This window comes from Pseudarthrobacter sp. alpha12b (assembly GCF_054130495.1).
In genome coordinates this window covers 4668187-4690261 of sequence record NZ_CP196746.1, presented here as the reverse complement: position 1 = coordinate 4690261, position 22075 = coordinate 4668187, and the positions used below count along the sequence as shown (strand labels likewise).

The 22075-nt window shown below is 65.3% G+C and carries 22 protein-coding genes; 4 read left to right on the top strand and 18 right to left on the bottom strand.

The window, feature by feature from the left end; genetic code table 11:
- Positions 1 to 419: 419 nt before the first annotated feature.
- Positions 420 to 1163, bottom strand: a complete 744-nt coding sequence (locus ACTAQI_RS21765) for an excalibur calcium-binding domain-containing protein (RefSeq protein ID WP_457948673.1) — start codon at positions 1161 to 1163, stop codon at positions 420 to 422.
- 70 nt (positions 1164 to 1233) lie between these two features.
- Positions 1234 to 2613, bottom strand: coding sequence for a GmrSD restriction endonuclease domain-containing protein (locus ACTAQI_RS21760; RefSeq protein WP_457948672.1), 1380 nt, complete (start codon positions 2611 to 2613; stop codon positions 1234 to 1236).
- A 282-nt stretch (positions 2614 to 2895) separates the two neighbouring features.
- Here ACTAQI_RS21760 and ACTAQI_RS21755 point away from each other — a divergent pair, with 282 nt between their 5' ends.
- On the top strand, positions 2896 to 3273 hold the full coding sequence (locus tag ACTAQI_RS21755) for a VOC family protein (RefSeq protein ID WP_457948671.1): 378 nt from the start codon (positions 2896 to 2898) through the stop codon (positions 3271 to 3273).
- Here the strand turns inward: ACTAQI_RS21755 and ACTAQI_RS21750 are convergent.
- Genes ACTAQI_RS21750 through ACTAQI_RS21730 form a run of 5 tightly spaced genes read right to left on the bottom strand, consistent with a single transcriptional unit; the run spans position 3239 to position 7720 of the window.
- Positions 3239 to 3754 (bottom strand): N-acetyltransferase family protein, encoded by a 516-nt coding sequence (locus tag ACTAQI_RS21750; RefSeq protein ID WP_457948670.1) that lies wholly within the window; start codon positions 3752 to 3754, stop codon positions 3239 to 3241. The two genes, ACTAQI_RS21755 and ACTAQI_RS21750, sit on opposite strands and share 35 nt — an antisense overlap.
- A gap of 29 nt (positions 3755 to 3783) precedes the next feature.
- On the bottom strand, positions 3784 to 4809 hold the full coding sequence (locus ACTAQI_RS21745; RefSeq protein ID WP_457948669.1) for a LacI family DNA-binding transcriptional regulator: 1026 nt from the start codon (positions 4807 to 4809) through the stop codon (positions 3784 to 3786).
- 36 nt (positions 4810 to 4845) lie between these two features.
- On the bottom strand, positions 4846 to 5577 hold the full coding sequence (locus ACTAQI_RS21740) for a cupin domain-containing protein (RefSeq protein ID WP_457948668.1): 732 nt from the start codon (positions 5575 to 5577) through the stop codon (positions 4846 to 4848).
- 2 nt (positions 5578 to 5579) lie between these two features.
- A complete protein-coding gene (locus ACTAQI_RS21735; protein ID WP_457948667.1) occupies positions 5580 to 6560 on the bottom strand; it encodes a DUF6807 domain-containing protein in 981 nt (326 codons plus the stop codon).
- Between the two features lie 26 nt (positions 6561 to 6586).
- Entirely contained in the window at positions 6587 to 7720 is a 1134-nt protein-coding gene (locus ACTAQI_RS21730; RefSeq protein ID WP_457948666.1) for a Gfo/Idh/MocA family protein, read from the bottom strand.
- 266 nt (positions 7721 to 7986) lie between these two features.
- On the opposite strand from ACTAQI_RS21730, the gene ACTAQI_RS21725 reads away from it, so the two are divergent.
- Complete coding sequence (locus ACTAQI_RS21725) at positions 7987 to 10365, top strand: glycoside hydrolase family 3 N-terminal domain-containing protein (RefSeq protein ID WP_457948665.1); 2379 nt, start codon at positions 7987 to 7989, stop codon at positions 10363 to 10365.
- Here the strand turns inward: ACTAQI_RS21725 and ACTAQI_RS21720 are convergent.
- The 7 genes from ACTAQI_RS21720 to ACTAQI_RS21690 all read right to left on the bottom strand — a co-directional run bounded on the left by ACTAQI_RS21720 (position 10362) and on the right by ACTAQI_RS21690 (position 18331).
- A complete protein-coding gene (locus tag ACTAQI_RS21720) occupies positions 10362 to 11048 on the bottom strand; it encodes a DUF624 domain-containing protein (protein ID WP_457948664.1) in 687 nt (228 codons plus the stop codon). The genes ACTAQI_RS21725 and ACTAQI_RS21720 overlap by 4 nt on opposite strands.
- A gap of 49 nt (positions 11049 to 11097) precedes the next feature.
- Positions 11098 to 12732, bottom strand: a complete 1635-nt coding sequence (locus ACTAQI_RS21715) for an ABC transporter substrate-binding protein (RefSeq protein ID WP_457948663.1) — start codon at positions 12730 to 12732, stop codon at positions 11098 to 11100.
- Between the two features lie 6 nt (positions 12733 to 12738).
- Positions 12739 to 13608, bottom strand: coding sequence for a carbohydrate ABC transporter permease (locus tag ACTAQI_RS21710; protein ID WP_457951129.1), 870 nt, complete (start codon positions 13606 to 13608; stop codon positions 12739 to 12741).
- A 98-nt stretch (positions 13609 to 13706) separates the two neighbouring features.
- Positions 13707 to 14687, bottom strand: coding sequence for an ABC transporter permease (locus tag ACTAQI_RS21705; protein WP_457948662.1), 981 nt, complete (start codon positions 14685 to 14687; stop codon positions 13707 to 13709).
- A gap of 9 nt (positions 14688 to 14696) precedes the next feature.
- A complete protein-coding gene (locus ACTAQI_RS21700) occupies positions 14697 to 16772 on the bottom strand; it encodes a beta-galactosidase (RefSeq protein ID WP_457948661.1) in 2076 nt (691 codons plus the stop codon).
- A gap of 371 nt (positions 16773 to 17143) precedes the next feature.
- Positions 17144 to 17746, bottom strand: a complete 603-nt coding sequence (locus ACTAQI_RS21695; RefSeq protein ID WP_457948660.1) for an SOUL family heme-binding protein — start codon at positions 17744 to 17746, stop codon at positions 17144 to 17146.
- Between the two features lie 60 nt (positions 17747 to 17806).
- Positions 17807 to 18331, bottom strand: a complete 525-nt coding sequence (locus tag ACTAQI_RS21690) for a DUF3592 domain-containing protein (RefSeq protein ID WP_457948659.1) — start codon at positions 18329 to 18331, stop codon at positions 17807 to 17809.
- Positions 18332 to 18454: 123 nt separating this feature from the next.
- On the opposite strand from ACTAQI_RS21690, the gene ACTAQI_RS21685 reads away from it, so the two are divergent.
- Together ACTAQI_RS21685 and ACTAQI_RS21680 are read left to right on the top strand one after the other, a co-directional pair.
- The gene (locus tag ACTAQI_RS21685; protein ID WP_457948658.1) at positions 18455 to 18916 is read left to right on the top strand and encodes a MarR family winged helix-turn-helix transcriptional regulator; all 462 of its coding nucleotides are present in this window, start codon (positions 18455 to 18457) and stop codon (positions 18914 to 18916) included.
- Positions 18913 to 20169 (top strand): MFS transporter, encoded by a 1257-nt coding sequence (locus tag ACTAQI_RS21680; protein WP_457948657.1) that lies wholly within the window; start codon positions 18913 to 18915, stop codon positions 20167 to 20169. Before ACTAQI_RS21685 ends, ACTAQI_RS21680 begins: the two co-directional genes overlap by 4 nt.
- A 9-nt stretch (positions 20170 to 20178) precedes the next feature.
- On the opposite strand, the gene ACTAQI_RS21675 is transcribed toward ACTAQI_RS21680, so the two are convergent.
- The 4 genes from ACTAQI_RS21675 to ACTAQI_RS21660 all read right to left on the bottom strand — a co-directional run bounded on the left by ACTAQI_RS21675 (position 20179) and on the right by ACTAQI_RS21660 (position 22070).
- Positions 20179 to 20529 carry a cupin domain-containing protein gene (locus ACTAQI_RS21675; protein ID WP_457948656.1) on the bottom strand — a complete coding sequence of 117 codons (351 nt, stop codon included), beginning with the start codon at positions 20527 to 20529 and terminating at the stop codon, positions 20179 to 20181.
- A 137-nt stretch (positions 20530 to 20666) separates the two neighbouring features.
- Positions 20667 to 21053 carry a VOC family protein gene (locus ACTAQI_RS21670; RefSeq protein WP_457948655.1) on the bottom strand — a complete coding sequence of 129 codons (387 nt, stop codon included), beginning with the start codon at positions 21051 to 21053 and terminating at the stop codon, positions 20667 to 20669.
- Positions 21054 to 21289: 236 nt separating this feature from the next.
- Positions 21290 to 21571: a hypothetical protein gene (locus ACTAQI_RS21665; RefSeq protein WP_457948654.1), complete on the bottom strand. Its 282-nt coding sequence runs from the start codon at positions 21569 to 21571 to the stop codon at positions 21290 to 21292.
- 154 nt (positions 21572 to 21725) lie between these two features.
- The gene (locus ACTAQI_RS21660; protein ID WP_457948653.1) at positions 21726 to 22070 is read right to left on the bottom strand and encodes an iron chaperone; all 345 of its coding nucleotides are present in this window, start codon (positions 22068 to 22070) and stop codon (positions 21726 to 21728) included.
- Between the last annotated feature and the right edge of the window lie 5 nt (positions 22071 to 22075).

The window sequence follows — 22075 nt, the reverse complement described above, 5'->3', positions numbered from 1 at the left end:
TCAAGGAGCTTCGCAAATCGGCGTTTCCGCGATTTTCTTTGCTCTGAGACCGGCCCCACCCACGTCCGGCGCGCCAAGAGGCGAACCATTTTCAGGCTGTTTGGTAAGGGGGTTGGCCGCTATCTTTCCGCTTCAGCGGCGGCGACTCAGAAAACAATACCCGCACACACCCCCCACCGCAAATCGAGCCCCGCAGGGCTCAGTATCCGCGGAATTCCGGGGCAGGAATGGCCACTGGGGTATCCAAGCCGCCTCCCGACGTCGTAATGACCCGGTGTGCGCTGCAACACACGCACCCGCGCCTCGCCCTACCTGCCGCGTACCCGCCGGTCCAGCGTCGGTTGTTAAGCGAACGGGCCGCGGGTGCCTTCCTGGAAAAGGAGGCGTCCCGCGGCCCGTGTTACCACTGCCCAGGTTGGCTACCGCTCGCAGGCAACGCCGTCGCCATCGCGGTCAAGAGCGGAACTGTATCCTGGCTGTCCCCTGTACAGGGGTGCGGCCCCGGCATTCTTCGCAGCAGTGCAGTTGGCGTAGTAGGCAGCCGCTGGAGCCTGGACGGGTGCCTGAACTGGTGCCTGAACAAACTTCTGGGCCGCCGCTTGGTCAGCGGCCTGCTTGGCGGCAGCGTCCCGCGCAGCCTGATCAGCGGCAGCTTGCGCAGCGGCTGCCTGGTCAGCGACGGCCTTGTCCGCAGCGGCCTTGTCTGCAGCAGCCTTCGCCGCGGCAGCCTGGTCAGCTGCCACCTTGGCAGCCGCAGCCTTCTCCGCGGCGGCCTTCTCCGCCGCCACATCGTCGAGGTTCTTGACCCCGAGATGCACTGTGGAACCCTTCGCCGCCTGTGCACCGTTGGCAGGATCCTGGGAGATTACCTGCCAGTTCTTCTCGAGGATGATCGACTTGCCCTTAGCGGTGTCCACAGCCTCCACCTTGAAGCCGAGCTTTTTTAGCTGGTCCGTGGCCTTGTCCAGGGTCAGGTTCACCACCGCCGGGACCACGACGGTCTCCGTTGTTTGCGAAACAGCAGTTGCGGTTGCCGTGGCCGTGGCTGTTGCCGGCGCTGCCGCCTGCTTGCCGCCGCAGCCCGTCAGCATGAGGCCGGTCAGCACAACCAAAGCCAGCGAGGTCTTCAGCCTGCCAATTGCAGGAACAGTGTTTTCTTTCATTTTTCCCCCTGGGAATGCAGTGTGATGGTGGGTATTGGTCGGTGCCCGGGAAACCCGGGGAAGAACGTGCCTACTCGCAGGCGACACCGTCGGAGTCGCGGTCCAGTGCCGGGCGGTAGCCGGCCTGCCCCGCGTAGAGCGGCGCAGCTCCGGCAGCCCTCGCCGCCGTGCAGTTGGCGTAGTAGGCAGCGGCAGGTGCCGGCGCGGCAGGAACCGGGGCAACCGGCGCCGGTGCAAGAGGCGCAGGCGCCACGGCAGCAGGTGCCGGAGCTGGAGCAACCGCTGCGGGGGCCGGCGCTGGGGCGGGCGCGACAGGGGCCGGGGCAGCCGCAACCGGGGCCGGAGCCTGCTGGTTGGTCGGTGCCAACTGGCCGGAGCAGTCACCCAGGATCCGGGCGATCGCATCGTGCTCAGCCTGCGTGACCCACAGCCCGTAGGTCGCCTTCACGGAAACCTGCCGCGCGACGTACTCGCACCGGAAGCCCTTGTTCGGCGGCAGCCAGGTGGCCGCATCGCCGTCGCCCTTTTGCTGGTTGGCAGGCCCATCCGTCGCCTGCAGGTTCAGCGGATCATTGGCGAACGCCGTCCGCTGCTCCGGGGTCAACTGCTGCGCACCCTTTTGCCAGGCGTCACTCAAGGCCACCACATGGTCAATCTGCACGGCACTGCTGGTGGCCGAGCCCCGGACAAAGCTGATGGTCTTGGCTGTATAAGGATCAGCCAGGGTCCCCAACTGCACCTTGCACGGGACGCTGTTGGTGTATGTGATGCCGGTGAGATCGCGTTTGAGGATGTCGTTGCGGGTATCGCAGCCGTTCCGGTCCACGTCCGCCCATGCCTGGCCGAACTGCGCCCGGTCATACCCCGTCTTCGGTGCCCGGCCCTTGATGGGAAGGGCGGCCAACAGGTCCAGAGCCTTCGTGGCGTAGGCAGGCTGCGCGTTAGGCGCGGTTGCGGTGACGCCGGCGGCAAGAACGTACGGGTTTTCCGGGTCCAGTGGCTCGCCAGTGGCGTCAGCAGTGGGAGTGGGAGTGGGAGTGGGCGACGGCGACGCCTTGGCTGTTGCGGTTGGGCTCGCCTTCGCCGGCGCGGCCTTGGCAGTGCTCTCCGAGGAGGCCGGCTTCAGGTCAGCGCTGGCAACGCGCGGCAGGGCGACAGCGCCACCAACCAAAAGCGCGAAAGAGGCTGCGATCGCCACGGCGCCGGCCTTGCGTTTTGCCGGAAGCCACGCCCAGGAGCGCCGCCCCGTGAGGAGGACATAGAGTCCGGTGAGCGCTGTTGAAATACCCAGGAAAATCAGGGCTCCGCCCACTCCGCCGCTTATCGCTCCAAGAACCATGGACAGCGCGGTAATGCCGGCAACAATGAAAGTTGAAATTCTTGGTTTCCGCGGCGGCTTCGGTGCCGGTGCAGAAGGAACAAACCCCAAAAGGGTTTCGTAATCGGACATCTTTTCCCCATTTACAGGAGGCCCACAAAACGGTGCCCCCGTAATTCCCGGGCCTGCTGCTTAGCCCGACAAACTCTTCGTCGACGAGCCTATGCTCCATTCCGGGCGTAACGGACGCCCTCTCCCGATCCTCGGCCAACATTCAGGCACTCTTGATGGAACCTTGAGGAAAGGCAGTCGCAATACGATGTCTTTGCTTAATAACTTGCGGCGGGACAAGGGGGCCAAGTGAATTTTGAGCGGCCATTCCCCGTGAATGGAGCCCGCGGATAAAGTGGCCGCATGCAGATGCGCCTCGAGGTTGTACAGGTCCCGGTTTCCGACGTCGACAGGGCCAAAGCCTTCTACACCGACAAGCTGGGCTTCGTCCTGGACCACGATGTGGAACACATTCCGGGGATGCGCGTGGTCCAGCTGACTCCCCCGGGCTCTGCCGCCTCAGTGGTTATCGGCACCGGAATGACCAGCATGACGCCGGGCAGCCTGGAGGGACTGCAGCTGGTAGTTCCCGACATCACCGAAGTCCGCGGCGAGCTGGTCAGGCGTGGCGCGGATATCAGCGAGATCCAGGACCTGGGTGGCGTGCTGTTCGCATACTTCAGCGACCCCGACGGCAACCGCTGGGTCATGCAGGGACAAACCCCGCCGGCCGGCCCCTAATCATCCGCAGTTCCGGGACGCTTTCCCACTCCGGCGGAAGGTTTCCGCGGCCGCCGTCGAACGCAAAACCCTGGCGACGGTAAAACGCCTGCGCCTTCACGTTCTCCTCCAGCACCCACAAGTAGGCGGGCGAATCGCCGAGGGCAGCCTCGAGCAGCGCCTTCCCCAGCCCAGTCCCCTGCGCCCGGGCCAGGACGAAGATGGAATACAGCTCCAGCGGACACGGGCTGCCCTCCTGGCGCGGCGGCCCGGCGTCGGCAAGGCCCACAACCTCGCCGTTGGCATCCTCGGCGACGATCCGCGGGTGGGGAACATCAAGATACGGCCGGCGCCGGGCCACACGTTCCGGAATCGACCGTCGCCGTTCGGCGAAAAAGCCGGGCGAGAGCAGGTGTCCGTAGCTTTCCTCATGCGCTGCCGTGTGCATCAGCACGATGGCCTCGGCATCCTCCGGGGTGGCCCGGCGAAGTACATAATCCATACTCCAGCCTAATCAGGGCCGGTGCCGGATCAGTGTTTTGCCGGGGCCGCCGTGGACCCCCGAACCACCAGCTCCGTGCCCAGCTCGATCCGCTGCGGCAGTTCCTCGTCGCCGTCGAGATGGCGGAGCAGTGCGCGCATGGCGGTCTCGGCCATCTGGACTACAGGCTGCCGGATGGTGGTCAGCCCGGGCTCGATCCATTCCGCCGCAGGGATGTCGTCGAATCCAATGATGGAAAGATCCTCTGGAATGCGGAGCCCGGCAGCTCGCGCAGCCCGGTAGGCGCCCATGGCCTGGTCGTCGTTGCCCGTGAAGATCGCGGTGGGCCGGTCCGGCAGTTCCAGCAGCTTCCGGGTGGCAGCCTCGCCCGCTTCGATGGAGAAGTCGCCGGGAACCATCAATTCCGGATCGAGTGCAATGCCTGCCCGGCGCAGGGCGGAAATGTAGCCGTCCTCCCGTGCGCTGCTGCACTGCAGGTCCTCGCGGCCACCGATCATGGCGATCCGCTTATGCCCCAACTGCAGGAGATGCTCCGTGGCTGAATAGCCGCCCTCCCAGTTGGCCGCGCCCACCGTCATCAGGTCCGGTCCGGGCTGACCCACCGGATCGATGAGCACCACCGGTATTCCCAGTGACTTCACGCGCTGGATCTGCTTGGCGTCCAACTGGTACACGGCCATCAGCAGCCCGTCGGATTTCCGCTCCGCGAGGTTCGCCAGCCAAGGCCGGATCCTTGAGCCGTCCAGGCTCAGGCTGCTGACCACGGTCCCGTACCCGGCGTCCTGTGCCACGCGCTCAACGCCCTCGATGATCTCCAGCGCCCATTCCGAGCCCAGCCCGGGAAACACCAGGTCCACCAGCCCGGCCTTTTGCCTGCGCTTGGCCGGACGGCGGGCGTAATCGCGCCTGGCGATGATTTCCTCAACACGCGCCCGCGTCTCCGCTGCCACATGCGCGTGTCCGTTCAGGACCTTTGACACTGTGGGAACCGAAACTCCCGCCTCGCGGGCAATCTCGCTGATTGTCGCGCGCCCGGCGTCCTGCTTGCTCACCACGGAAACCGCCCTTTCACCCGGGTCACGCGCCCGGTGCTAGTTATCGGAAAGTTCCCACGTCTGGATCCGGCCGCACATGCCGTAAATTCTGCGGTTTTCCCGTTTTCCCATGGTAGTTCGCGCTTTCGCCAGATAGATACTTTCCGCCGTGTCCAGAGAAGCCAGTTGCTCCCGGGTGAGTTCGGCCTGACGGGCCGCTCCCCCGGCAAGCAGTTCGGCCCAGGTGCTGGTCCGGTCAGAGACCAGCCGTGCCGCCGCAGCATGGAACGCTTCAAGTCCTGCCGGCCCGGCATCGAGCACTGCCTGCTTCAAGGCGAAATAGCCCTTCAGCGCTAAATCACGACGACGGCGGGCGGCGTCCTCCGCGGCGGCCAGTCCGGCGTCGGCGTCCTTGTGTTCCAGTACCGCTGTGCGGCGGTAGGTGGCGGAGTCGGCCAGATACTCGGGCGGAAACGTCATGACGGCATCACCGTGTTCGGGAAGGCCGGCGTTCTGCATGACAACCAGGATCTTCAGGTCACCAGAATCGTTGATGGCACGGTGGACAGTGCCGGGCGTGAACCACAGCACCACGCCCGGCGCCAGCGGTGTGGAGTTGAAGCCGCGTGAGTCCAGGGTTTCCAGCCGGCCGGAGCCCTCGAGCACCACGTAGGCTTCGGTCGAGGCCGTGTGGACGTGCGGGGTCCCGCCGGCAGCTCCGTCGGCTCCGGGCCAGTCGTAGATGCTGATCTCGGACAGGCCGGTGGCGCCTGGAAAGGTGGAGCCCACGCTTAGTACCAGCCGGCGAGCGCTGCCTGCGCGGCACCCGCCAGCACCTCTGCACGCTCGGCGTCCACTCCGCCGTCGGCAATGACCACGGCGTAACGGTAGGTGAGCGGTACACCTTCCCGGAGCGGCACTTCCTCGCTGAAGAAGGGTGCCGAGCCCAGGCAGGCGAACATGGAGGACCTGGCAAACCACTGGTTGGGCGCACCGGGGTTTGAACTGTCCTCGACGAACGCGATGGTGGAGGACCGGCACGTCACATCGTGCTTGCCGGTGAAGGCAATCCACGGCGAGCGGGTACCCATGAATTCATCGGTTCCGCTGCTGTCAGGGCTCCGGAACTCGCCGCCGGTGAAGGACCGTGGGCCACGCCAGAACAGGCCACCGTAACCTGCGTTGTGGCGGCCCTCCGTGGTGGGGCTGCCGATGCTGATCTCCGCCCCGGAAATGTTGCTCATCCGGGTCTCAAACAGGATGGCGTAGGCACCTTCGGTGTCGGCGCACTCCGTCCCACCGTCTTCCAGCAGTTGGATGTTGAACCGGCGGCTCTCCGCGATCACCGGCTCGCCTTCCTGGGAAGTCCAGGTGAGCGATTCCGACGCGGTGATGCCGTCGCCGGCCTGGCCTATCCCCGCGAAGGACCCGTGGGTCATGGCGCCATTGTTGTCCAGGTTGGCATACTCGGTGGTGCGCGTATACGTGGCGCCACCCCAGAAGTTGTGCGGCCCCACGTTGGGCAGCGCCCAGGAGAGACCCTTGTGCCAGACGTGGTCCCACGGGCGGGAGATGGTTACCTCGTCGCCGCCCAGGGTGGTGAGTGGATGGAAGAACGGCCTCGGGCTCTCGTATTGGGGGTCCGTTGGCTTGTAGGTATACGTGGCGATTGGCCTGCCGTTGGCGGTGAAGATGAGGGCTGTTCCAGTGTCTTCAAATCCCAGCGGTGCCGCTGACACGATGGAAGGGGTGGCTGCTGCGGAGGTGGTCACGATGGTGGCTCCTTGAAGGTTTGGGGTCAGACGCGGGCGGCGTTGGAGTCAGTTGGGTTCAGGGCTGTTGCGTCCAGGACGCTGCCGCCCAGCCCGTCACCGTCCATGCCGCCGTAGAACGGGTGGCCGGGGACGATGACGCCGCGGCGCACGGACTGCCCGGTGAAGGCGGACGCGTAAATGGCGGCAGCGAGCTCCAATGTCTGCCGTGCGGAGTCCGCGCCGGCTGGAAGCGGGCGGCCGGCGTCGAGCGCGTCATACATGGCAAGGAACTGGGCTGAATGGCCGCTCCCGCGTTCCAGCGGCTGGCCGTTCCATGCTGCCGCGACCTGGTCCTCATGGCCGGGCGCGCCGGTGATGGTCCAGTTGTCCGTGCTGTAGCCGTAGAGGTGGCTCAGTTCCACGGTGGCGAACTCGCAGTCGATCCGGATGTCCGAGGTTTCCCGCGGCGAGAGCAGCGAATTGATGATGGTGGCCACGGCACCGTTGCTGAAGCGGACCAGTGCGGCCGACAGATCCTCCGTGGAGGTGGCACGTGCCTGCCGGCCGGCGATGGCCGTGACCTCCGCCCAGGGCCCCAGCAGGTGCAGGAGCAGATCGAACTGGTGGATGCCATGTCCCATGGTGGGTCCGCCACCTTCGGCGTTCCAGGTTCCCCGCCACGGCAGGTCCCAGTAGCTGTCCGGCCGGTACCAGAGGGTGTCACACCTGGCCACCAGCGCCCGGCCAAAGCCAGGACCTCCGATCAGCTGCCGGGCCGCAGCAGATGCGTCCCCGAAGCGGTGCTGGAACACGCACGAGAACTGCGCACCGCCCTTCGCCTGCGCCGTCTCCAGCCGGTCGAAGTCCGCCAGGCTCAGGGCCGGAGGCTTCTCGGAAAGGACGTGGACGCCTGCTTCAAGGCATTCAAGGGCCTGATCGATGTGGAACATTGGCGGGGTGCAAAGGTGGACGATGTCCGGTTGGGCCTCTTCAAGCAGATCGGCCAGCGTCAGATACGTGCCCGGAATCCCGTGCTTCTCCGCGAAGGAATCCAGCCGGCCCTGGTCCACGTCGCAGGCTGCCACCAGCTCCGCCCGGCCGCCAGTCCTGGCCAGATTATCCGCGTGGACCGCTGCGATTCCACCGGTTCCCACGATGGCCACTCTGTACGTCCGCATTCTCTCTCCGTCGTTGCAGTGAAATTGGTAGCTCCGGCTGGCGGCCCAAGGGGCGGGCCGTCGCGCGTGGCGCCTTCCAGCCGGGCTGCCGATTGGAAACTTTCCATGGCTGATTCGAAGTTTCCGATAGCCGTTGGGCCATAAATTGCGCCTCAACCCCAACCGTAGGAAGGTTTCAGTGACTGAGTCAAGGCTTTTACCCCTAGAAACTAAACACAAGTTTCTGATACTTTCTTAGAAACTTCTTCCGATCCTAGGAGACGCCCGTGACCAGCGGTGCCGCCGAAAAGCAAGCCCTCCCTTCGCCCGCTGCCGGCGGCAAGCCGCGTACCGCCGTCGCACGCTTCTCCATCGAAGAGCTGGTGCAGCAGATGACCCTGGAGGAAAAGCTGGCCCAACTGGTGGGCGTGTGGGTCAACGCCTCCACCGACGGCGACTCCGTGGCCCCGCTGCAGGACGAGATGGCTGGCGACGCACGGACCTGGGAGGACGTGATCGCCGCCGGGCTTGGCCAGATCACCCGCATGTACGGGACCGTCCCGCTGGAGCCGATCGAGGGCGCGCGCCGGCTGGCCGCCGCCCAGGAACAGATCATGGCGGCTTCCCGCTTCCGGATCCCAGCACAGGTGCACGAGGAATGCCTGGCCGGCCTGGCCGCCTGGAAAGCCACGGCGTTTCCGGTGCCGCTGGCATGGGGCGCCACCTTCAACCCTGTATTGGTGCGCCGGATGGCCGGGTTGATCGGCGGGCAGATGCGGGAACTGGGCGTCCACCAGGGCCTCGCGCCCGTGCTGGACGTGGTGCGCGACCTCCGCTGGGGCCGGGTGGAGGAGACCATCGGCGAGGACCCCTATTTGGTGGGTACTGTTGCAGGCTCCTACGTGGCCGGGCTGGAAGAAGCCGGGATCGTGGCAACGCTCAAGCACTTCGTCGGCTATTCCGCTTCGCGTGCCGGACGGAACCACGCGCCCGTTTCCATGGGCCCGCGCGAACTCGCCGACGTCATGCTTCCCCCCTTCGAGCTGGCCATCAAGCACGGCGGCGCCCGGTCCGTGATGCACGCCTACACGGATACCGACGGCGTCCCGGCCGCAGCCAACCGTGCCCTGCTGACCTCCCTGCTGCGGGACGAGTGGGGCTTCGCCGGCACGGTGGTGGCGGACTATTTCGGCGTCGCTTTCCTGAACATCACCCATGGCGTCGCCGCCGACTCCGGCGAGGCCGCTGCCCTTGCCCTGGCCGCCGGCGTGGATGTGGAACTGCCCACGGTGAACTGCTACGGCACGCCGCTGCTGGAGCGGGTGCGTTCCGGTGCAGTGCCCGAATCCCTGGTGGACACCGCACTGCGCCGGGTACTGCGGCAGAAGCAGGAAGCCGGACTCCTCGCGCCGGATTTCGACCCCGCTCCCCCGGTCATCGCCGCCGGCGCCATCGATCTGGACCCGGCCGGGCACCGGGCGCTGGCCCGCGAGATGGCCGCACAGTCCCTGGTGCTGCTGACCAACAGGACGCACGACGGCGGCCCAACACTGCCGCTTCCGGCCGCGGCCACGGCGTCCCTTGGCGTGGTGGGGCCGCTGGCACATGACCCGTTTGCGATGCTGGGCTGCTACTCCTTCGACGCGCATGTAGGCGCATCCCATCCGGACGTACCCATGGGCATCCGGGTTCCTACCGTGGCCGGCGCAGCAGAAGAACGCTTTGGGCCGGTACGGTCCGCGGCCACTGGAACGTGCGAGGCCATTAGCGAGGAGCAGATCACTGAGGCGTGCCGCATCGCCTCCTCGGTGGACACCTGCGTAATCGTGGTGGGCGACAACGCCGGCCTCTTCGGCCGCGGCACCTCCGGCGAAGGCAACGACGCTGCGGATCTTCAACTGCCCGGGACCCAGCACCGCATGCTGGACCGCGTGCTGGCGGCCGCCGGGGCTGCGGGCACGCGCGCCATCGTGGTGGTCCTCAGCGGCAGGCCGTACGCCCTGGGCGAGTTCGCGGAACGCGCCGGGGCAATCGTGCAGGGGTTCTTCCCGGGCGAGGAGGGCGCTGAAGCCCTCTGGGATGTGCTCTCCGGAGCTGTGAACCCGTCGGGCAAGCTTCCCGTCTCCGTTCCGCGGACCTCCGGCGGCCAGCCGGGCACGTACCTGCACAGCCGCCTGGCCGGTCCCTCCGGCGTCAGCGCGCTGGATCCGTCACCGCTGTTCGGTTTTGGCCACGGCCTGTCCTTCACCTCGTTCGAGTTCTCCGGCCACGCAACCAGCGCACCCACCATGTCCACCTCTGACGCCGTCAGCGTGGCACTCACGGTGACCAACGCCGGCGCTGTGGACGGTGCCGAAGTGGTGCAGCTGTACCTGGAGGACCCGGTGGGCGAGGTGGTCCGGCCGGTGCGCGAGCTGATCGGCTACGCCCGGGTGGAACTCGCCGCCGGCGCCTCGGCCCGGGTGGAATTCAACGTGCACGCGGACCGGACGTCCTTCACCGGCGTGGACCTGAAGCGGGTAGTCACCCCCGGCCTGGTGAAGCTGCACGTAGCCACGTCCAGCACCGAAGACATCCACACGCACGAGCTGATCCTGCATGGCGAACGCCGCATGGTGGGCTTTGATCGGGAGATGCTGACGCCGGTGACGGTGACGCTGCACTAGGCAGCGGTGAACTTCTCCTCCACCAGCTTTAGCAGCGGGCGGGAGTTCAGGCACACCAGGAACACCACGGCCCCGGCGAGCAGTGGCAGCAGGTATGCGGTGGTGGCAAGCAGCAGGGTGCCCGTAACGAACAGGATGCCCATGTTGCCCAGCGAGACCCGCTTCCGGGCGCTGAAGCTGTACAGGGACAGCCGGTAGAGGTCCCGGGTCCGGAACGAAAAGCGTGACAGCAGCAGTAATGCGTTCAGGCCCGCGGTGGCTACCAGCAGCGCGAGCACCAGCAGCGCAAGGCGGAGCGCCGGCGCGGCCTGATTGGCCGGCCCCAGCGAAGGCAGCCCCGCCAGGTTGACCGCGATGACGGCCAGGACCAGCAGGTACGGCAGCCACACCTGCAGGGGCTGCCCCGCGTTCATCCGGTAGCCGCGGATGAAGTCCCGGTACACGCTGCCTTCGTGGCCGGCGAGCATCCGGTTGAACGCATACATGCACGCCACCAGTGACGGACCCACCGGGATAAGTGCCACCAGGACCACCCAGCTCCCTGCAAAGGGCGCTGCCAACAGCGCCGCCGGCAGCAAGGCGTTGGCCAGCACCAGCAGGGCTGAACCCGTCATCACGCCGGCAACGGCGCCGGCCGCCCTGAACAGGGGGCCGGCGCCGTACTCCGCTTTCTTCTGTACCACCAACTGCCTTCCGGTCACCGCGGCAGGCCCGCTGCCGCCGTCGTCCGCCCTATTTCTTGTCCGTGTACGCCTTGTACGCCTTGTTGGCCAAATCTACATACTTGCCCATGCCCTTGCTGTCCAGCTCCTTGACGTAGGCATCGAATTCGGAGAGGGGCCGCTGGCCGGTGATGAACTTCAGGGTGTTCTGCTTGACGTGGTCCTTCAATGGCGTGAGGGTCAGGGTTGCCTGTTCCCGATCGGTGTCGCTGAACGGCACGGGCGGGGAAACCGGCCTGGGTTTCTTGCTCTTCATGGCCTTCTGGAACGCCAGCTCTTCGTCGTTGAAGGTGGACTGCAGCAGGTCCGTGGTGCCGCCGTAGGCGAAGTTGCCGCCGGAGAAGCCGTAATCAACGCGCAGGTCCTTGGTGCCCGCCGGATTCAGGCCCTGGAAGTTGATGTCCTTGGCCAGGACGCGCTTGCTGCCTTCCTTGGTGTACGTGGTTCCCTGCACACCCCACTTGGCGAACTCCTGGCCTGCGTCGCTGTAGAACAGCCAGTCGATGTACTGCATGAGTGCCACAAAGCTGTCTTTGTCCTTGACGGACGAGTTCAGCATGATGCCGTTTTCCAGCCGCGAGCCGCCGATGACATCCCCGGCCGGCCCACCGGGCACCGTGATCTTGCGGACGGCAAAGTTGCCCTTGCCCAGGGACTGCTCCATGGAGGTGCGGTACGTGATGATGTTCTGCGAGTTGGCGCTGATCACGAACGACTTCCCGGAGGTGAACTTCTGGATGGCCGCATCGTCCGTCTGCGTGAAGCTCTCCGGATCCATCAGCCCTTCGGACACAAGCGAGTTGAAGTAGGTCACCAGGTCCTTGAACTGGCTGCCGCCTGCACCAAACGTGAACTCCTTCTTGCCCTCGTCGAAGCTCAGCCCGTCCACCAGGCCCCAGCCTGCTACGGTGCCAAAGGCGGTACCGGCGATGTTCAGCACGCTGTTGCCGTTGAACCGATCGGAGAACGGCACCACGTCGGGGTGGTTCTTCTTGAGTTTCCGCAGCACTTCGCGGAACTCGTCCCAGGTCTTGGGCTCGGCGATGCCGTCCTTTTCCAGGATGTCCGTTCGGAATGCCAGCGTGTAATCCGGCCACAGCTCCTCGTGCAGGCCAGGCAGCACGTAGTACTTGCCGTCCGCCTGGGTGAGGCCGGCGATCTCGGGCTCAAGCTTCCACTTCTTGACCTTGTCCTGGTAGTGCGGCATGAGGTCCACGTAGTCGCTGACCGGAAGGACGGCGCCGGAGGACACGTACGCGCTCTCCTGGCCCGGGTAGGTCTTGGCAATGATCTCCGGAGCCTTGCCGGAGCTGATCAGCAGGCTGCGTTTCTGCTCGTAGTCGCTGCTGGGGACGATGGTGGGCTCCAGCGTGACGTTGTTGTCGCTGGCCATCTTGGTGAACAGCAGCCAGTCCTTCTTGTATGGGTAGGTGGGCTGGTCGCTGAACAGGAAGGTGAAGCTCAGCGGCGCCGTCGCCTTGAATGTATCCCCCACGCCAAAGCTGTCCATCGCGCCATTGCGGGCCTTGGAGGTATCGGCCTTGCTGCCGGAGTCGGAGTCACACCCCGCCATCACCAGGCCGAAGGCTGCGAGCGCGGACAGGCCGAGGAAGTCTCGTCTGCGGATCATGGGTTTTCCTTTCATAACGGGTTATTCCTTGACGGAGCCGAGCATGACGCCCGAAAAGAAGTACTTCTGGACAAACGGGTAGACACAAAGGATGGGGATGACGGTCAGGACGATGGTGACCGACTGGATGTTCGCGGCAATCTGGCCTACGTTCTCCGCCGTGCCGCCGGCTGAACCTGCAGTGGTGACCCCGGCAATCATGTTGCGGAGGTAGATGGTCACCGGGAAGAGGTCCGGGTTGTCCAGGTAGAGGAACGCCTGGAACCAGGAGTTCCAGTTGGCCACGGCATAGAACAGCACCATGGTGGCCACGATGGCCTTGCTCAGCGGCAGGACGACTTTGAAGAGGACACCGTACTGGGTGAGGCCGTCAATGGCCGCCGCCTCCTCAAGCTCCCGCGGCATGTTCTCGAAGAAGGACTTCATGATCAGCAGGTTGAAGACGCTGATGGCGTTGGGCAGCACCACGGCCCACAGGGTGTCCCGCATGCCCAGGGACGTGATGAGCACGTAGTTGGGGATCAGGCCGCCGTTGAAGAACATGGTGAACACCGCGATGCCGATGAATACGCTGCGGCCTTTAAGGTCCTTCTTGGCGATGGCGTAGGCGAAGCTGGTGGTCAGCACCATGGAGATGGCGGTGGCCACCACGGTGTACAGGATGGTGTTGCCGTAGTTCCGCCAGAACACCGAGTCGGACAGGATCAACTGGTAGGTCTGGGTGTTGAAGCCCAGCGGGAACAGGTTCACCTGGCCGGCGTTGATGAAGCCTTCGCTGGAGAAGCTCTGGGCCAGGATGTTCAGGAACGGATACACGGTCAGGAACACCACCACCAGCAGGAAGGCCAGGTTCACCACCCGGAACACCCGCATGCTGCGCGAGACCTTCATGTCCTTGACCAGGACGCCGGTGTCCTTTGCTGTCGCCTTTACACCGGGCTCTTTCACTGCGGACTCTTTCACTGCGGTCCCTTTCACGGTTGCCCCCTTCACCACAGGCTCGTTCCTGCGAGCCGCTTGGAGATGGCGTTCGCGGAGAGGATCAGCGTGAGGCCGATGACGGATTCGAACATGCCGATCGCCGCCGCATAGCTGAAGTTGGACGATTCCAGGCCCACCCGGTACAGGTAGGTGGAGATGACATCGGAGGTTTCGTAGTTCAGCGGGTTGTAGATCAGCAGGATCTTCTCGAAGCCCACGGCTATGAAGGTGCCGATGTTCAGGATCAGCAGCGTGATGATGGTGGGGCGGATGGCCGGCAGGGTCACGTGCCAGGTCTGCTGCCAGCGGTTGGCCCCATCAATCCGGGCCGCCTCATACAGTGACTCATCAACCCTGGTCAGGGCGGCCAGATAGAGAATGGCACCCCACCCCATGGTCTGCCACACCTCGGAGCTGATGTACATGGGCCGGAACCAGGCGGCGTCCTGCGTGAAGTTCACCGTGGTGCCGAACACCGTGTGTGCAATCTGGTTCACGGTGCCTGTCATGGAGAAGTTCTGCAGGATCATGCCGGCGATGATCACCACGGACATGAAGTGCGGCAGGTAGGCCACGGTCTGGACAATCTTCTTGAACTTCTGCGAGCGCAGTTCGTTCAGCATCAACGCAAAGATGATGGGCATGGGGAAGCAGAACAGCAGCGTCAGCACGCCCAGGATGATGGTGTTCTGGAACGCCTGCCAAAAACTGGGATCGTTGATGAACAGGGTGATGTACTTCAGGCCCACCCACTTCTCACCGAAAATGCTGCCGCCGGGCTGGAACTGCCGGAAGGCGATGACGTTCCCTGCCATGGGCAGGTAACGGAAGATGGTGAAGTAGGCCAACGGCAGCAGCACCAGCGTGTACAGCCGCCAGTCCCGTTTGATGGCCAGCTTCCAGCCGCCGGGTTTGTTCCGGGGTTTTTCGGTGCCCGCCTCCGTGTCCTTGGGGACCGATTCGGGAGGTACTTCCAATCGCATGGCCATGACTGCCTCCTACCTGCCCATCTCTGCGGCAGCTGTTTCTGTGGATCTTTCCTCCAGCACCAGGACGCCGTTGGCGGCGAGTTCCACCGTGCCGGTGACGGCCGCCCCGGTGAGGCTGTCCGTGCCGCCGGCACCCACATCCACCCTGGCGGGTGCGTCGTTGTGGTTCAGGACCAGCAGGTAGCTGCGTCCGTTGCCTGTACGACGACGGACCTGCACTCCCAGCGGGGCCTCCAGTTCCGGCCGGATCCCCGCAGTGGTGCGTTCGGCGTGGAGGAGTTCAGCCAGGAAGTTGTTGTCCACACGGGCTGACAGGTACACGGCAGTGCCGGCGCCGAAGCTGTTGCGGGTGACAGCGGGCGAGCCTTCCAGCCGGCCGGAGGCGTAGCTCGCAACAACGTCCGCCGTGGTGGCGTGCAGGTGCTCGGTCCAGTAATCCGCTGAGGCCGTGCCGCCGTCGGCCGTTGAAAGCTTGACCGCCTCACCCTCGCCGGCGAGCGGATGCATCTCCTCACTCCACGCCCCCAGCACCTTGCGCAAAGCGCCCGGGTAGCCGCCCAGGCGGATGGTGTTGTCCTGGTCCACGATTCCGGAAAGGTAGCTGGCGACCAGGCGGCCGCCGCCGGCCACGTACTCCTCTATCCGCTGGGCGGCCTGGTCGGTGAGCAGGTAAGTGGCAGGCAGGACCACCAGGCTGTACTGGCTGAGGTCGCTGGTGGTGTTCACGAAGTCCACCGGAATGTTGGCGTCGAAGAAGGGCCGGTACAGGCGGAGGACTTCCTGGGCGTAGTTCAGGTCCGAGCGTGGCGAATTACCCAGTTCCAGCGCCCACCAGCAGTCCCAGTCGAAGACCAAGGCAACTTTGGCCGGGGAGCGTGTGCCGGTGATGCCGCCCAGCCCTTTGAGTTCCTGGCCCAGTTCGCAGACTTCCCGGAAGATGCGCGTATTGGGGCCGGCATGGTTGACCATGCCGGAATGGAAACGTTCGGTGCCGCCCCTCGCCTGGCGCCACTGGAAGAAGAGAATGGAATCGGCGCCCTGGGCGATGGCCTGGTAGGAGCCCAGCCGCATCTTGCCGGGGAGCTTGGAGACATTGACGGGCCACTGGCTGACGGCGCCGGTGGCCTGCTCCATCACCAGCCAGGGCTGCCCTTTGCGAAGCGAGCGCATCAGGTCGAAGTTCAGGGCCGCAGCCACGTGGGCATCCGATTCGCGCGGGTCCGGGTAGATGTCCAGGGCCGCGACGTCTTCCTCGGCGGCCCAGGCCCAGTAGTCATTGTTCTTGTAGAAGCGCATGAAGTTGGTGACGATGGGCAGGTCCGGCGTGTGCCGGCGCAGAATATCCCGCTCCGCCTTGTAGTGCTCCAGCATGCTGTCCGAGGTGAACCGGTGGTAATCGAGGCGGCGTGACGGGTTGGACCAGGTGCGGGGTTGGGCGGGGGCGTTGACCTGCGACCAGTCTGAGTAGCGCTGGCCCCACACGTCGGTGCTCCAGGCACGGTTCAGGTCTTCCAGGGTGCCGTATTTGGCCTGCAGCCATTCCCGGAAAGCACGGTCTGCGTGCGGGCCATAGGAAACGGGTCCGTACTCGTTGTTCACGTGCCACATGCACAGGGCCGGATGGGCTGCGTAGCGCTCCCCCATTTTCTCCGCCATGGCAAGTGACTTTTCCCGGTAGGCGGGGTGGGAGACGTCAAAGTGCTGCCGGGAGCCGAATCCGAAGGTGCTGCCGTCCGCAAGGACCGGGAGGATGTCCGGGTGCTGGGCGACCAGCCACGCCGGTGGGACGGCATCAGGGGTGGCCAGGTCCACGCCGATGCCATTCGCATGCAGCAGGTCCATGATGTGGTCCAGCCAGCCGAAGTCGTAGACACCGTCCGCTGTTTCAAGCCGGCTCCAGGAAAACACTGCCAGGGTCACCAGGTTGACGCCGGCATCCTTCATGAGGCGGACATCTTCCTCCCACACCTCACGGGGCCATTGCTCCGGGTTGTAGTCACCGCCGTAGGCGATACCTCCTAGCCGCTCATGCAGGCGTTTCAGGCGGTGCTCCGCGGTACTGGTGCTGCGCTCGCTGGTCATCATTGTCCTTTGGTTGGCATGTTGGCCGCGGCTCCCGGGCAGTGCGACCTGCATCACATTGAGAAACTATCGTAAAGTTTCAGCAATAACAACAGGGGCAGCGGAAGTAAGAGGAGACTATTTCCGACGCAAACGGAACGGACAACGGCGCCACCGCGCGCAGGATCAAGCATGTCAGCAGGTACCGGCAAGCGTGTACTGGCGTGCCGTGGCGGACGTTTTTCGCGGCGGCAAGGAAACTATCGGAGCAGGCGCCTTCTTACGAAGGTCAGCCAGGGGCGAGCGGGCGCCGGGGGAAGACCCGCCAAAAATGAGCGGGCGTCGCCACGTGGGCAGCTTCCCTCAGGCGCGGGTTCGCTCAGGCGCGGGTTCCCTCAGGGGCGGGGCGGTGCCTCACCGGGCCGGGGTTCCAGCACATCCTGGACCACCTCGTTATGGCGCAGGAACCACGGTTTGAACGGCGGGTCGAAGCGGGCAAACCTGGGCGCGCCCACAGGTGTCAGGCCGGCCAGGGTGAGGGCCGCCTGCAGCCCGTTGTTGCGCCGCTCAAAGGCCGACGCCGAACCGCTCCCCGAAAAGCCCAGCACCGCGGCAAGGGAACCGGGTACCGCCCGCAGCCTGACCTTGGGATCGGTGGGCACCGGAGCGGTTTCAGCGGTCACACCGGCGGGCAGGACAAAGGCCACCGAAAATTCGGCGGGCTGGCCGGAACCAGGCAGCGGGCCGCTTTGGAGCACCGGCGCGGTCATGGCCAGCTTCTGCGGTCCCGGCTCCTGGATCACCGGGGCTGTCATGGCAAGTTTCTGCCGGGCAGTGTTGCTGCCACTGATGTAGTTGAAAAGATGCCTGAAGGCGGCGTTGCCCGCACGGTCAAAATCCGCCGTCACCGTCACTTCGGCCACGGCACAATCCGGATACCAGCGCAGTTCGAAATGCGGATAGCGTCGGACCAACTCAAATGGCTGCCGCTCGGTCATGGTCCACAGAGCCTACGCCCGCCCGGCCGGAGCGGCCAGACCCAGCGCCGCAAAGGGTGCTCACACCATCTGTGGCGTGCCGCGCCTCCGGAGCCTGGCCCGCAAGACTGCACTGCCGATCAAAACGGCAAGGAGGAGGCCCAGGAACCCGAAAATGACAGTCAGCACAACGCCCACACCACGGAACCACACGCCGTCGCTCTCGTAGCCGGGCACAATGGCCCGCCCTGGATCATTGTCGGCGTAAACCACCGTGACGCTGCTGCCCACCACTGGATGCTGGTCGTGGTCCACGGCCGCGAAAGTCCGGTGGAGCACCCCGTCCGCCGCAGTGTATTCAACTTTGATCCTGCGCTCGGAAGCCTTGGTGACGTCATCGAAGTGGATGATCGTTCCGGTGGCCTGCGCGCCGGTCCGGGCAAGTTCCTCATCAGCGTTGATCATGAAGCTGCCCACGCCGATCAGGATCGGACCCAGGCAGAGGACCAGGACGGTCACTGCCAGGTTCAGCTTCCCCTTCCACGACAGCCAGGGTTTACGGTTTTTACGGTTTCCGTCAATTCTGCGCCCAGTCACGGTCCCCATTCTGCCGGAGCGTGTCACCAGAACCACATCCCCATCCATTGCCTCCGGCAACCAACCGGAGCATAATAGTTAGCAGGACTAATTAGCAATGCTAATAAACCAGCAGGAGGCGCACCCATCCATATGTCCCTCACCCAAACGAAGACCCAGGCAGGCACAGACCCCACCGCCCCGGACACCCTGGCCATCGATCTCCGCACCGCCGTGATGCGCACGTCGCGCCGGCTCCGCGTTGAGGCTACCGGGGAGACCATCACACCCGGCCAGTACACGGTGCTGGCCCTGCTGAATGGCAGCGGCCCCAGCACGCTGCGCGCGCTTGCCAAAAGTGAGCACGTCCAGGCCCCGTCCATGACCAGGATCGTCAACGCGCTCGCCGACCAGGGGTTCGTCACCCGGTCCGCCAATCCCGACGACGGCCGCCAGGTCCGCGTGGACATCACCGACGCCGGCAGGACGGTCTTGGAAGAAGCACGGAGCCAGCGCACCGCCTGGCTGGCCCAGCGCGTAGCCGGACTCAGCGAGGAAGACCGGCTCACCCTCAGCCGCGCGGCCAGCATCATGCAGGAAATGAGCGGCAAATGAGTGCGATGTTCCGGGCCCTCGAGAACCCCAACTACCGCATCTGGGCCAGCGGCGCGATCGTCTCCAACATCGGCACCTGGATGCAGCGCGTGGCCCAGGACTGGCTGGTCCTGACCGTCCTCACCGACCACTCAGGCGCCGCCGTCGGCCTCACCACGGGACTCCAGTTCCTGCCCATGCTGCTGTTCGGCCCCTACGGCGGAGTGCTGGCGGACCGCTACCGCAAGCGCATCATCCTCATGTGGACGCAGCTGGCCATGGGCTTCACCGGCCTTGCCATCGGCCTCCTGGTGGTCACCGGCACCGCGCAGCTGTGGCACGCATATGTGGCCGCCTTCTGCCTGGGCGTGGCCAGTGCCGTGGATGCGCCCGCACGCCAAGCCTTCGTTTCCGAACTGGTGGGCCAGGAGAACATCTCCAACGCGGTGGCCCTGAACTCCGCATCCTTCAACACCGCCCGGCTCACCGGCCCCGCCATCGCCGGCGTGCTCATCGCCTGGGTAGGTACCGGCCCGGTCTTCCTGCTCAATGCCGCGAGCTTCGCTGCCGTCCTGGTCTCGCTGTTCCGGATCCGCACCACCCAGCCTGCCCCTGTGGCAAAGGGAGAGCGGAACAAGCACCAGGTGGCCGAGGGCATCCGTTATGTGCGGCGCCGGCCGGACTTGATGCTGATCATGGTCCTGGTGGGCATCCTGGGCGCGTTCGGCATGAACTTCCCCGTCATCAACTCGCTGATGGCCACCACCGAATTCAGCATGGGACCAAGCGAATTCGGCCTGCTCGGCTCGATCATGGCGGTGGGCACCCTGGCCGGCGCGCTCCTGGCGGCGCGCCGCTCCGGCCCGCGGCTGCGGTTCCTGCTGGGCGGGGCGCTAGGGCTGGGAATTTTCACCATCCTGGGCAGCGTCGCGCCAACGTTCTGGGCGTACGCGGCCATCCTGATTCCCGTAGGCCTGGCATCCATCACTTTCCTGAACAGCTGCAACACCAGCATCCAGCTCTCCGTGGAACCGCAGTTCCGGGGCCGCGTACTGGCCCTCTACCTGGCCATCCTCCAGGGCGGCACCGCCATCGGTTCGCCGCTGGTGGGTTGGATCGGCAGCGAGTTCGGCGCGCGCTGGTCCGTCGCGGTGGGCGGCATCGTGGTGCTGCTGGCTGGCATCGCAGCAGTGATTGCGGTGACCAGGCGGAACCGGCTCACCCTTCGCGGGGCACTCCGGATGGCCCTCGGCAAGCGCGAGCCCGCCGTCTAGGAGGAACAGTCAGGTTTCCGGTTTGCTGACGATATCCACCGAGATCTCGACCACCGGAACCGTCCCCCGGTTTTCAAGCCAGTGCATGGTGTGCCGGTCCTCCTGCCAGCCCACGCCCGGCCCGTACTCCGTGGCCGCCCCGTCCCGGTGCTCGGTGATGGTCCCCTGCAGGACGTACACCGTGCCGGGCCGGCCCTTGTGGTCGTGGACAGGGCCGAAAACTCCGCCAGGCTCGATGGTCACCATCCGCATCCGCAGTTGCCGGCCATCCATGCCCTCGATCTCGCCGGCAAGGTCAACCGTTGCCAGCAGCTCCACCGAGACTCCCTTCGGCTCCGGCGCCACCTCTTCCACGCCCATTGCCTCTCCTCCTTCCACGACCGCTTACGACGGCGGCGCCGGCCTGCCGCTGCCAGGCACCCGGGTGCGGGTGCTTCGGGCGGCAGGTGCCGGCGTCGTACTTGTATTGCTGAGCCTTCTGCTGCAAGCCTTGGCCGTCAAGACGGAATCGAGGAGATGTTCAGGATGTTGCCCTCGCTGTCCAGGAACCACGCTGCCTGTCCGTAACCCTCCATCGTTGCGATCCCGTTCTCGGTCTTCAGTCCAGGCATGTCGTAGTCCTCGAAAACCACGCCCCGGGCGCGCAGTTCATCCACGTCCCGCTGAACGTCGTCCGTGGCCCAGCCAATTTGCGTATTCTTGGCCGAACCGGCGTTGTCCGTCTGGTAGATCAGGAACGAGGTTCCCTTTCCGCACCGATAGACAAGGCCGCCGTCAGCCATTGTCCGCTCGGGCTCAAACCCCAGCTTGTCCCGATAAAAATCCCGCGCCCGGTCGATATCCTTGGCCGGCAGCACAGCCATGACTTCCCTATCTTTGAGCATGACGAATCTCCTTGTGCTCTGATGGCGTTGCTCTCCCCCTGAAATGGTCCGGCCGTCCCCCGCCGGGCGTCGTGGCCGTCCTTCCCGCCGATTGCCGGGGCGGCCGCCTGGAACCCCTGGTCCGCCGCGGCACAGGACAGCGGCGGGAGGTTCCCGAAGTCTACGAGGCCATTATGGGACCGAAAATCCCCATACGGAATAGGGGATTTAAACGGCTCTGAAGCAGCATCTCCCTGCTACTTACGTGCCACCCAGATTGCTTTACGCAGGGCAGCGCCCGCAACGGATACGAGGGGAACCAGGCATACCAGCGCGACGATCGTGTTGGGGCGGAATGCCGGGCGGCCATTGACCGTCCGGTAGATACCCAGTGGCACAATGAACCCGCCGCCGCCCCCGCCGGAGGCGCCATCCTCCGATTCGGTGCCGCCGCCGAAGCCGAAGGACACCAGCGCCACAGGCACGATCTCCTCCCCGCCCAGGTTAACGGGGGTGCCGTAGGCGCGGGTGACGCCCATGTTCTTAAGGAGTCTGCAAGGGATGCAAGAGTGTCAGCCATGGGTACACGCTAGGCACCCGTGCGGTCCGGGGGAAGGACCATAAGTCCTGCCGCCAGCACTCCGCTGGAAGGTGGCCCGCTCCCGGCGGCGCGGGCCGCCGTCGTCCGCTTCTTTACTTCCGGATTTCCGCCATCCGTAGCCGGACAATGTCCTTCACCACGTCGTCCGGCACGGGGTGGTCCGCGGTGAAGCGGATAGTCCCCTTGGACAGCGAGTACCCTTCCAGCCGGTCCGCCACCGCTTCCACCACAGCGCCGGAGAAGGGGAAGATTGAAAGGTGCTTGGCCGCTGCGACGGCCGCCACCAGGGGTTTGCCGTCGAGCTTAAGGGCAGGCATGCCGTAGCTCATCCCCTCCGTGGCCCCGGGAGCCAGGGAGCGCGCAATCCGCACTACATGCTGCAGGCAGCTACGGTCCGGTTCGTCCAGCGCGGCCAGCGCCTGGTCCACGGCGCCCAACTGGA

Bases quoted from the DNA above. Each gene is read 5' to 3' on its own strand.
- ACTAQI_RS21765 (WP_457948673.1), bottom strand. From the start codon at position 1,163: ATGAAAGAAAACACTGTTCCTGCAATTGGCAGGCTGAAGACCTCGCTG.
- ACTAQI_RS21685 (WP_457948658.1), top strand. From the start codon at position 18,455: ATGTCCCTCACCCAAACGAAGACCCAGGCAGGCACAGACCCCACCGCC.
- ACTAQI_RS21715 (WP_457948663.1), bottom strand. From the start codon at position 12,732: ATGAAAGGAAAACCCATGATCCGCAGACGAGACTTCCTCGGCCTGTCC.
- ACTAQI_RS21670 (WP_457948655.1), bottom strand. From the start codon at position 21,053: ATGCTCAAAGATAGGGAAGTCATGGCTGTGCTGCCGGCCAAGGATATC.
- ACTAQI_RS21690 (WP_457948659.1), bottom strand. From the start codon at position 18,331: ATGGGGACCGTGACTGGGCGCAGAATTGACGGAAACCGTAAAAACCGT.
- ACTAQI_RS21700 (WP_457948661.1), bottom strand. From the start codon at position 16,772: ATGATGACCAGCGAGCGCAGCACCAGTACCGCGGAGCACCGCCTGAAA.
- ACTAQI_RS21760 (WP_457948672.1), bottom strand. From the start codon at position 2,613: ATGTCCGATTACGAAACCCTTTTGGGGTTTGTTCCTTCTGCACCGGCA.
- ACTAQI_RS21750 (WP_457948670.1), bottom strand. From the start codon at position 3,754: ATGGATTATGTACTTCGCCGGGCCACCCCGGAGGATGCCGAGGCCATC.
- ACTAQI_RS21705 (WP_457948662.1), bottom strand. From the start codon at position 14,687: ATGGCCATGCGATTGGAAGTACCTCCCGAATCGGTCCCCAAGGACACG.
- ACTAQI_RS21755 (WP_457948671.1), top strand. From the start codon at position 2,896: ATGCAGATGCGCCTCGAGGTTGTACAGGTCCCGGTTTCCGACGTCGAC.
- ACTAQI_RS21710 (WP_457951129.1), bottom strand. From the start codon at position 13,608: ATGAAGGTCTCGCGCAGCATGCGGGTGTTCCGGGTGGTGAACCTGGCC.
- ACTAQI_RS21730 (WP_457948666.1), bottom strand. From the start codon at position 7,720: ATGCGGACGTACAGAGTGGCCATCGTGGGAACCGGTGGAATCGCAGCG.
- ACTAQI_RS21695 (WP_457948660.1), bottom strand. From the start codon at position 17,746: ATGACCGAGCGGCAGCCATTTGAGTTGGTCCGACGCTATCCGCATTTC.
- ACTAQI_RS21675 (WP_457948656.1), bottom strand. From the start codon at position 20,529: ATGGGCGTGGAAGAGGTGGCGCCGGAGCCGAAGGGAGTCTCGGTGGAG.
- ACTAQI_RS21665 (WP_457948654.1), bottom strand. From the start codon at position 21,571: ATGGGCGTCACCCGCGCCTACGGCACCCCCGTTAACCTGGGCGGGGAG.
- ACTAQI_RS21680 (WP_457948657.1), top strand. From the start codon at position 18,913: ATGAGTGCGATGTTCCGGGCCCTCGAGAACCCCAACTACCGCATCTGG.